Origin of the sequence: Dysgonomonas sp. Marseille-P4677, from assembly GCF_016652235.1 — a bacterium.
GTDB lineage: Bacteria > Bacteroidota > Bacteroidia > Bacteroidales > Dysgonomonadaceae > Dysgonomonas.
Genome location: NZ_JAEPKU010000158.1, coordinates 1 through 9,204, shown reverse-complemented (window position 1 = coordinate 9,204; position 9,204 = coordinate 1). Strand labels below are relative to the sequence as shown.

The 9,204-nt window shown below is 34.4% G+C and carries 10 protein-coding genes; 3 read left to right on the top strand and 7 right to left on the bottom strand.

From position 1 onward, the window contains the following. Nucleotides 1-541 precede the first annotated feature (541 nt). Complete coding sequence (locus JGH11_RS17780) at nt 542-934, top strand: hypothetical protein (RefSeq protein WP_201114046.1); 393 nt, start codon at nt 542-544, stop codon at nt 932-934. Nucleotides 935-984: 50 nt separating this feature from the next. On the opposite strand, the gene yidD is transcribed toward JGH11_RS17780, so the two are convergent. Both yidD and rnpA read right to left on the bottom strand, forming a co-directional pair. Beyond that, nucleotides 985-1,206, bottom strand: coding sequence for a membrane protein insertion efficiency factor YidD (gene yidD, locus JGH11_RS17775; protein WP_201114044.1), 222 nt, complete (start codon nt 1,204-1,206; stop codon nt 985-987). Between the two features lie 4 nt (nt 1,207-1,210). Then, complete coding sequence (gene rnpA / locus JGH11_RS17770; RefSeq protein ID WP_201114043.1) at nt 1,211-1,624, bottom strand: ribonuclease P protein component; 414 nt, start codon at nt 1,622-1,624, stop codon at nt 1,211-1,213. A gap of 222 nt (nt 1,625-1,846) precedes the next feature. On the opposite strand from rnpA, the gene JGH11_RS17765 reads away from it, so the two are divergent. After that, entirely contained in the window at nt 1,847-4,168 is a 2,322-nt protein-coding gene (locus JGH11_RS17765) for a carboxypeptidase-like regulatory domain-containing protein (RefSeq protein ID WP_201114042.1), read from the top strand. 125 nt (nt 4,169-4,293) lie between these two features. Here JGH11_RS17765 and JGH11_RS17760 read toward each other — a convergent pair whose 3' ends face one another. From JGH11_RS17760 to JGH11_RS17750, 3 genes are all read right to left on the bottom strand, one after another. Beyond that, entirely contained in the window at nt 4,294-4,605 is a 312-nt protein-coding gene (locus JGH11_RS17760) for a hypothetical protein (protein WP_201114041.1), read from the bottom strand. Nucleotides 4,606-4,767: 162 nt separating this feature from the next. Continuing rightward, complete coding sequence (locus JGH11_RS17755) at nt 4,768-5,991, bottom strand: CinA family nicotinamide mononucleotide deamidase-related protein (RefSeq protein ID WP_201114040.1); 1,224 nt, start codon at nt 5,989-5,991, stop codon at nt 4,768-4,770. 186 nt (nt 5,992-6,177) lie between these two features. Then, nucleotides 6,178-6,705, bottom strand: coding sequence for a DJ-1/PfpI family protein (locus JGH11_RS17750; RefSeq protein ID WP_201114039.1), 528 nt, complete (start codon nt 6,703-6,705; stop codon nt 6,178-6,180). 165 nt (nt 6,706-6,870) lie between these two features. On the opposite strand from JGH11_RS17750, the gene JGH11_RS17745 reads away from it, so the two are divergent. After that, nucleotides 6,871-7,224, top strand: coding sequence for a helix-turn-helix domain-containing protein (locus tag JGH11_RS17745; protein ID WP_201114038.1), 354 nt, complete (start codon nt 6,871-6,873; stop codon nt 7,222-7,224). A 24-nt stretch (nt 7,225-7,248) separates the two neighbouring features. On the opposite strand, the gene JGH11_RS17740 is transcribed toward JGH11_RS17745, so the two are convergent. Further along, nucleotides 7,249-8,010 (bottom strand): hypothetical protein, encoded by a 762-nt coding sequence (locus JGH11_RS17740; RefSeq protein WP_201114036.1) that lies wholly within the window; start codon nt 8,008-8,010, stop codon nt 7,249-7,251. Nucleotides 8,011-8,075: 65 nt separating this feature from the next. After that, complete coding sequence (locus JGH11_RS17735) at nt 8,076-8,846, bottom strand: hypothetical protein (RefSeq protein WP_201114034.1); 771 nt, start codon at nt 8,844-8,846, stop codon at nt 8,076-8,078. Between the last annotated feature and the right edge of the window lie 358 nt (nt 8,847-9,204).

Sequence of the window (9,204 nt, the reverse complement as noted above, 5' to 3'; positions counted from 1 at the left end):
GTATGTAGACCAAATGTAAAATTGCCAAGAGACATAATAAGTAAATATATAAAAAAGAAAATATATGCTATTCTATGTATGGTTCTATATTTCTTATACCCTTCCATGATAATTTAAATTTAACAGGTTATAAACTATAAGAAATCCGAATTTCTTAATAACTTCTTTAGATAATGGGTCCTTCCATACGCAATCCTTTCTTTACGTTCATTTTCATATATAAGTAAACATAACCCTTTAAATACAGATTAGCAAATAATTTAGGGAATCTTTAGCATTTGATATACTTATCGGTACTCGATTGATTATTTTTTTCAACTGTTTTTATAATAAATAATTTTTTTATTGTATATTGCATCTAACAATTATTTAAAATACATAAAACTGCTACATGAAAATAACTACATTCTTTTGAAAGGCTACCAATAAAATTCGGACATACAGATGCAACTTTTTTTAGTTTCATGTGTCTTATATATAAAGGAAAGATATAAAATAGATTTATCATTATCACATTGATATATATTTTTAATACAACGTTATGAAAAAATTATTTATGAGCTTTGTCATGCTAACAGTAATGGCTACAGCTACTATTCACGCACAAGACATTATCATTAGTCAACAGACTGCAAGTTCAATTGAAAAAATCAAAGCAAAAGCTGCAAAAACGGCCGCCGATGCAGATAAAAAGATGCAAAAGGATATAGAAGACGCAAAAAAACAAATAGAAAAAGACATTGAAGATTCGGCAAAGAAAGCTAAGGAAGATGCTGAAAAAAACAGGAAGAAAGGTGAAGAAAATGCGCGCAAAAAAGGAGAAAAAGCTATAGCTAAGGCTAAAGAAAAAGCAGAAAAAACAAAGGTAAAAGCTCAAGAAAAAGCCGATAAAGAAATAGCTAAAATAAGAGAAAAAGAAAAGATCGGTTTATAATGTAAAATACTCAAAAAACCTCTTCGCCCAAAACCGGAGAGGTTTTTTATTTATGGTACAGGGTCATACCCATGCCCTCCCCATGGATTACAACGTGCTATCCGCTTTGTTGCCAGCCAGAATCCTTTAAAAGGTCCGTGTTTTTTTATAGCCTGTATAGCATATTCGGAACATGTCGGCGTATAACGACATGAAGGAGGCAACATCGGCGAAATACTATATTTATAGAAATAAACAGGAAGTAAAAGTATCCACGATAAAAACTTTTTCATAACTCTACCCTTCTTTTTTTAGTCTATCAGACAAGATAGAGATTGTTTTCAAAATGGATTTCTCTATATCGGCATATGTAGGTAGTTCGTCTTTAAGATAAAGAAAAGCTATATCCATGCGTATATTTTTCTCACTGAGTAATTCTTTTATTGGAAGTTTATTTAAACGATAAGCTTCCCTGACAAGACGCTTTACCCTATTGCGTTTTACCGCACGTTTGAATTTCTTTTTTGAAACACTAATGAGCAATGATGCAAATTGCTTACACTCATCCGGTTCTGCTTCGATCCGATAAACTACACGTAATGGATAAGCTATAAATGATTCTCCTTGAGAAAAAAGAGTATCTATAGACTTTGTACTACATAGTTTCTCCTCTTTCGAGAAAGTATTTTTTTGTATCGAATCTGTATTCATTTATCTTATAAAGATTATAGTTGCAAAGGTAGGAAGTTTTCGTCTTGAAATTAGTATAGTATCCTTTTTATTTGAAAATGTCATCACTACAAACATTCAAACACAATATTAATTATCAACATATTAAAGTAGAATTAAAGAATATAGTAAAATAAATTATCTTTTCACTGTAACTTTTTACAATTCGCCTTCGTCATATCAATAACAGAAAAACAACAAGATATGACAACTCGAATATTTATACTATCCATATTGGTTGCAATTGTTTCAACCACCACCCTCGCTCAAGTAAATGTATCTGGTAAAATAGTAGATACTGATTCAAATGATGCCATTGAGTTTGCTAACATTGCTTTACTTCAGCAAGATTCATCATTTATAGCAGGAGCCTCATCCGATACACACGGTATCTTTGCATTCAACAATATACCAAATGGTAATTATATTTTATCGGCTACATTTGTGGGTTATACAAAAACCTACATCCCTGTCAGTAACTTAGATAAGAGTACGGATCTTGGAACCATAACTCTCAAGGCATCCGATATAGCGCTAAAAGATGTCACTGTGACAGCAAATGCTGTAATACAAAAAGCTGATAGAAAGATTATATTACCATCCGATGCACAAATAAAAGCCTCGAATAGCGGTGTAACTTTGTTGCGTAATCTACAACTATCGCGCATTATAATCAACCCTATTACAAATGCGATAAGTGTTCCGGGTGGAGATGCGGTTCAATTACGCATCAATGGTGTAGAAGTTACTATTGCCGAAATAATAGCTCTACAGCCGGCAGATATCCTTCGTATAGAATATCATGACGATCCCGGGATGCGCTATAATAATGCAGCAGCTGTAATCGATTATATTACCCGCCAAAAAGAATCGGGAGGTAATGTTTCGACAAATCTCTCAAATGTACCTTTTGATATGGACTGGGGTGAAAACTTCCTGTCGACTAAAGTCAATCATAAAAAGTCGGAGTTCGGATTTAATACCTATTGGTCACGCAGAGGAATAGACTGGACTCGCGAAAATAAAGAAACCTTCGTATTTCCTGGCAAAGTACTGGAACGTAAGGAGAAAGGTGAACCAACGCGTTTTAAGGATAACAATCTAAATATGGCATTAAACTATAGCCTGAACGAAACAGATAAATATCTATTCAATGCAACACTCAGATATAATTATCAAGATACCCCTAATCAGTTTTCAGACCGTAAGAGTACAATCCATTCATCCGATAACCCTCTTCCATTATTGATTACAGATCATTCTACCTGGAGAAATAATAGCCCATCATTAGATTTATACTATCAGCATAATCTAAAAAACGATCAACTAATTATCCTTAATGCTGTTGGTACTTATCTTGATTCGCGTTCGTCACGTTTATATCAGGAGCAAAGAGGAAACGAGTTATCTACAGATATATTGTCTATTGTATCAGGTGATAAATATTCTTTTATAGCCGAAGCCATTTACGAAAAGAAAATCGGTGAAGGAAAACTGTCCGGAGGACTGAAGCATACACAAAGTTATACCCAAAATACCTATACCGGCAATATCGGAACAAATGTGAACCTAAATTTTGCCGAAACATATGGATACGCAGAATATCAACTACGCAGAAATAAATTCAACTATACTTTTGGATTAGGTGTTATGCGCTCATACAATAGTCAGGGAGACAGCAATAACGAAAAGTATATATTCCGTCCTACTCTACGTGTTATCTACAATATCAATGACAATACTTATATTCGTTACAATGGATACATTTCCGGATACTCTCCGTCCCTATCCGATCTCAACAATGTAGAACAAGATATAGACTCATTACAAATACGCAGAGGTAATCCAAACCTACAGACTGTTTGGTACTATACAAACACATTGAATGCAGGCTTTAAAAAAGGAATATTCGGAGTTGAATTCTTTATGCGATATAGCTATGACCACAAACCGATTATGGAACAAATAACACTCGAAGAAGGGAAATTCGTACGCACAAATATTAACCAAAAAGGATTTCATAGAATCAACTTAGAAACAACATTCAAATTAAAACCATTTGGAGAATATTTGACTTTGAGCGTTTCACCAGGATTGAACCGATATATAAGTTATGGAAACGATTTTACTCATACGTATAACAACTGGCGCATACGTGGGGGATTGACCGCAAATTATAAAAAGTGGATATTCAGTGCTGAAGCATGGACTCGTTGGAACGACTATTGGGGAGAAACACTGAATATAGGTGAACGCCTACATACTGTTTCGATTGGATATAATACAGAAAAATGGAGTCTGGGAATAGGAATGTTTAATCCTTTCACCCGAAGTTATTCATTGAGTAATCAAAACTATTCCAGATTGACACCAAATATTTCGGACGTATATACGAATAATCTAGGGCAAATAGCCGTTATCAACTTTACATTAAATTTGAATTTTGGCCGTCAATATAAAGCTGTAAACAAGCGATTAGACAATAATGATACAGATGCCGGAATTATGTCCGGTTCGAAAAAATGATATTAAGATTGACTTAATATTGATTGTGTTTACAAAATTGCCTCTACAGACGAGATGTCGTGCAGAGGCAATACTTATATATCTTATAAGACAGAGTATATCTGTTAAGCTATAAGAGTAGTATGTTAATTTTCTTCATCGTCCGAGAACGAATGATTTCGATTATTCTTTTGTTTTACTGTTTGCCACTCAGAATCGGCATCACTTCTTTCTGCTCCTTGACCTAAATTCAATTCAAGGGAGAATAGACTCTCATCCAATTCCAACATTTGCTTCACCGAGACGACACAAGCGTCACTCTCTGTAAAATCCTCATCACTAAAAAATTGCCAATCTCCATCTTCATCATAGACTACATAAGTTATCAAAGAATTGGCATCTAAAACATACCGGGTGGTTACTACAGGTTTATTATTGGGCTCTTCACAAAATTTCATATCCGCTTACTTTACTGTTTGTGATCATTGAGTAAATATAATACTGTTTACTCTTATATCAAGATATCCACTTAATAAAATTCTATAAGAAATGCAAAAAACCAACAGAAATAAATAATATGAAGTTAAGTATGCCAGCTTTATAATAAAGGTCAATAAATATTATTCAATCATAGCCAACAATTGCAGCAGTCCATTATTAGAAGCACGCATAATATTAGCTTCCCTGAACTTACCCAGTTGATATTTTTTTGTCACACATTTATCCTTATAGGTAGTACAAATCCACACTGTGCCAACAGGCTTATCGTCTGTACCTCCATCCGGACCGGCAATACCAGTTGTCGCGATAGAACAGTCCACGTTCAAGGCTTGCTGAGCACCTTTAGCCATTTCGATAGCAACAGTTTCACTTACTGCCCCAAAACGGTCCAACGAATCTTGAGAAACATGCAATATATTTACTTTTTCTTCATTAGCATAAGAAATCACAGAACCTTTGAAGTAGCGGGAAGCTCCGGGTACCGAAGTTATAAGGTGTGCTATTTTTCCACCTGTACAACTTTCGGCTGTACCTAAAGTCAACCCTTTCTCAAACAAACGCTCACCGAGTATATTTTCAACAGTAATATCACTTTCTGCAATAATAGCATCATCCAAAAGCATAGTTAAACGCCTTACCTGCTCGTTCATTTCTTGCAAACGGTGTTCACCTCTGACAAACAAACGTAATTTCATTAAACCTGGAGATGGCAGATATGCCAATCCGAAACCATCCGGCAAGTTATTTTCGAAATCGGCAATATACATAGCCAAAGCAGACTCTGTATATCCTCTGACTATAAATACACGTTTAAGATAGGCATCAGGATCATATTTAGCCTGCAAGCGAGGCATTATTTCATTTTCCATCACATATCTCATTTCATATGGTACACCCGGCATAGAAACCAATACTTTGCCCATATAATCGAACCATGTAATAGGAGCTGTACCTACTCTGTTTTGAATTACCGTACAGTTTTTAGGTACATAGGCCTGATTGCGGGTCAATTCATTAAGCGAAGTAAAACTAGATATAACATTCTGAATATTTTCTAGTACCGAATCATCAAAGACTAAGGTTGTTCCAAAATAATCGCATAATGTCTTCTTGGTAATATCATCTTTTGTGGGGCCTAATCCACCAGTCATCAGAATTACATCTACACGAGTAAATACATCGTCTATCGTAGCTTTGATTTGCTGGGCATCATCACCTATCGACAACATTTCTTGAACCTCGAAGCCTGCAAGGGTTAGTTTTTCCGCGATCCATGCAGAATTAGTATCGACTATTTGCCCTATAAGTATCTCATCTCCTATTGTTACTATCGCTGCTTTCATTATATAAACATTTATACAAACGGCAAATTTACAAAATTGTAGATTGATTAATTAACAAAAAGAAGGCTTAATTTCTAAATTAGACATTTAGAATAATAAGCCTTTATAAACCAACAAACTATATACTTTCAAACTATCTGATTTAAAGCATACAGTTTATTTTATTAGTCTCTTTTTATCTATAACTTACTTCAATACTTTCAGTAATTCTGGCAGAAGTATTGATATAAAGTTTTCAGTTTGAGCTGTATAAAAGTTACCATCTACTTCGAACTGCCCATCAGTAGCTATTCCTTTCTTAACGGCAGGTTTACCATAAGGATGTATAGCTAGTTTCTTTCCATCCGCTATTCCTACAGAATCGAATATTAAGGCGGCAGCACAGTGTCCTGCAATAATCTTCCCTTTATCTCCAAATGCTTTTAATACAGCCAGAATATCCTGATTGTATTGTTTATCTATATTGTTTTTGAATGTTGGAACCGCATCTCCACATGCAAAAACAACAGCATCGAATTCATTTTCTTTCCCCTTCAAGTTAGCAATTACATCATCTACAATAAGTGTAATACCCGAATTGGTTTTAATCTCTTTAGAATCAGCAACCGCATAAGTCTTATACGAAATACCATTTTCGAAAAAGGTTTCAAGATACTCGAACAAACCTTTTCCATTTACCGGATTTACCGCCAATACTGCTACTTTCTTTGACATAATATAAATCTTTTTAATGAAACAATAGTTACTTTTAGTAAGTTTATTATTTTTGTATAGCAAATATAACTATTCAATGCTTGATAAACAAGAAGGAACATCTTGTTTAGATACTAACAAACTGGTAAGTAATATTGATTTATAAGATTATAAAAATTAACAGAAATGCAAAGTTTTTTACCAACAGAAGATTGTCCTGTTAGAAATGTGCTGAACAGACTCGGAGATAAATGGTCCATGCTTGTAATCATTACTCTACATTCAAACGGCATTATGCGCTTTAGCGACATACACAAAACAATAGGCGATATTTCCCATCGTATGCTGGCTGTTACTTTAAGGTCATTAGAAGCGGACGGACTGATACGCAGAAAAGTATACGCAGAAGTTCCTCCACGTGTCGAATATAGTCTTACAGAGATGGGACATAGTCTTATTCCACATTTGCGTGGACTGGTGACATGGGCTTCTGAATATTTGGCACAAATAAGAGAAGTACGTAAGGAGACGGAAATCTAGCCCATTACACCTCTTTTTTCAGAATCAAAACCCTGTGACTAATAATCGTCTGGCAGCCTTTATTCCACATTTTTGATATCGGTTATAGGCTGCTGCTGCAGCTTCTCTGATTTGCTCATCACTCTGACCATTTATATATGCCATAACTGCATCATAGACTGTATAAGCTTCGGCACTCATAAGATGAGTAGACCAAACCAAAGGCTTTGCTTTGGCTGCATACAAATATGGAGAGAAATACTGCTTACTGGCACAAGCAATAATGATAGCATCACGTTGTTTTCCATCCTTATTTTGATAGATATTTGACAACTTAAAATCCATCAAACCATTATGCCCAACATAAGATACTAGCCTGGCATTCCCATTAAGTCCTAGGATAGTCGAACCGACCATCAAAGTATCTTTTTTTACTCCGGCACAGGAGTTAAGAAAATCCTCAGTACATCTCTTTATATATTGCCCATTATAAGCATCAGCTACAAGATAGTAGTTCTTTATTTTGTGTTTGAATACAATTCGCTCGAGACGTATACTATCAACCTTGTCCCGCCTTACCTCTTTCCAATCAGCACTTTTCCTGAACATAGTACGCATGCCATAACCACAACCCCAATATAGATTAGAATTGGGATCCTGCCCGTTACCAATACCCTTGGGGACCTTTACTATACCTTGGTATTTATTGTCGCAAAGAGCAACCATCACATGAATCACTTGCCTTTCTTGAGCGAAGAGAGGAAATAATAAGAAAACCAGAATGAGACCCAGAAACAATTTTTTCATATATCTAATCTATTACTTGTTTAGTAATAGATATAAAAAATGAATATATTCCATAAAAAGATAAATTATTGTTGGAATAGAAAACGATGTAATAATGAAATAAATACCTTTTGAGCAGACCCTTGCCGTCTGACCATCTTATTCCAAACAGGTTGAGTATATTTCAACTCATTTCCTTTATTATCCTTATAAACCATATTATCAAAAATATCCTTCGATAAAGAGGCAGATTCTCTCTGATTATTCTTGAATTGCTGATGACCAAAAATATCGATACTGTATTCCTCTTTGTAATCTCTCAAATCTTGAGTTTGATCTATCATCAGAAAAAAGACCTGTATGTCATTATTTCCGGAATCATTCATTATTTCGGCCCAATATTCTTTCGAATATTTTATTTCGTTTCCCCTACTATCTTTATAGATACCATCATCAAAAATATTTTTTGATAAGGAAGCCTTTATTCCTCGATTGCTTTCATACTGCAAGTCGCCATGAATATTACGTTTATATTCTTCTTTACAACCGCTTTCTTTTCCCAAAGTACTTGCCAACCATTCCAAGACATAATACTCATCGTCGTAAAAGTCATAAAAAACTACTTCCCATATACCCTTACCATATGTGACTTTATTATTTCTGTTGTCCTCATATATTTTATCCCCAAATATATTTTCACTTAGGGTAGCCTTTAGCCCTTTACTGTCTTCATATTTCAGATCGCCATGTATATTGGTCGTAATATTTACTCTGCGATTCTCTTTAGCAGGCCTTCTTTGGGCCAATAAGGTTAAAGAAGATATAGCAACCAGTATTAAAAATAGATATCTTTTCATAATGATAAGTATTTCCCCTTACTCGAACATAAGGTTATAGATTAAATATTATTGAAGGACTATTCGGCAAAACACAACTACCTTTAAATAGCTGTATATTAGCTTATAAAATCATTATACACCCTTTTAATTTATCAAAAGGTAACAAAAGTGACAGATTCCGCACCTTTTTTCGTTGTCACTTTATATCTAGAATCAGATAACAAACAGAGGTTCCTTATCCTCCGATTATACTGTGAAATATAGATAAATGAATTCGAAACTGTCAATTAGATATACAAGATAAATAACATATTAATAAGACTGCTATTTATCTTAATAGTTTAATACTGTAAAGATCTTATTTTATCAATTTCTC

Excerpts from the sequence above, each read along its gene's own strand:
- JGH11_RS17780 (WP_201114046.1), top strand. The coding sequence starts at position 542 with ATGAAAAAATTATTTATGAGCTTTGTCATGCTAACAGTAATGGCTACA.
- yidD (WP_201114044.1), bottom strand. The coding sequence starts at position 1,206 with ATGAAAAAGTTTTTATCGTGGATACTTTTACTTCCTGTTTATTTCTAT.
- rnpA (WP_201114043.1), bottom strand. The coding sequence starts at position 1,624 with ATGAATACAGATTCGATACAAAAAAATACTTTCTCGAAAGAGGAGAAA.
- JGH11_RS17765 (WP_201114042.1), top strand. The coding sequence starts at position 1,847 with ATGACAACTCGAATATTTATACTATCCATATTGGTTGCAATTGTTTCA.
- JGH11_RS17760 (WP_201114041.1), bottom strand. The coding sequence starts at position 4,605 with ATGAAATTTTGTGAAGAGCCCAATAATAAACCTGTAGTAACCACCCGG.
- JGH11_RS17755 (WP_201114040.1), bottom strand. The coding sequence starts at position 5,991 with ATGAAAGCAGCGATAGTAACAATAGGAGATGAGATACTTATAGGGCAA.
- JGH11_RS17750 (WP_201114039.1), bottom strand. The coding sequence starts at position 6,705 with ATGTCAAAGAAAGTAGCAGTATTGGCGGTAAATCCGGTAAATGGAAAA.
- JGH11_RS17745 (WP_201114038.1), top strand. The coding sequence starts at position 6,871 with ATGCAAAGTTTTTTACCAACAGAAGATTGTCCTGTTAGAAATGTGCTG.
- JGH11_RS17740 (WP_201114036.1), bottom strand. The coding sequence starts at position 8,010 with ATGAAAAAATTGTTTCTGGGTCTCATTCTGGTTTTCTTATTATTTCCT.
- JGH11_RS17735 (WP_201114034.1), bottom strand. The coding sequence starts at position 8,846 with ATGAAAAGATATCTATTTTTAATACTGGTTGCTATATCTTCTTTAACC.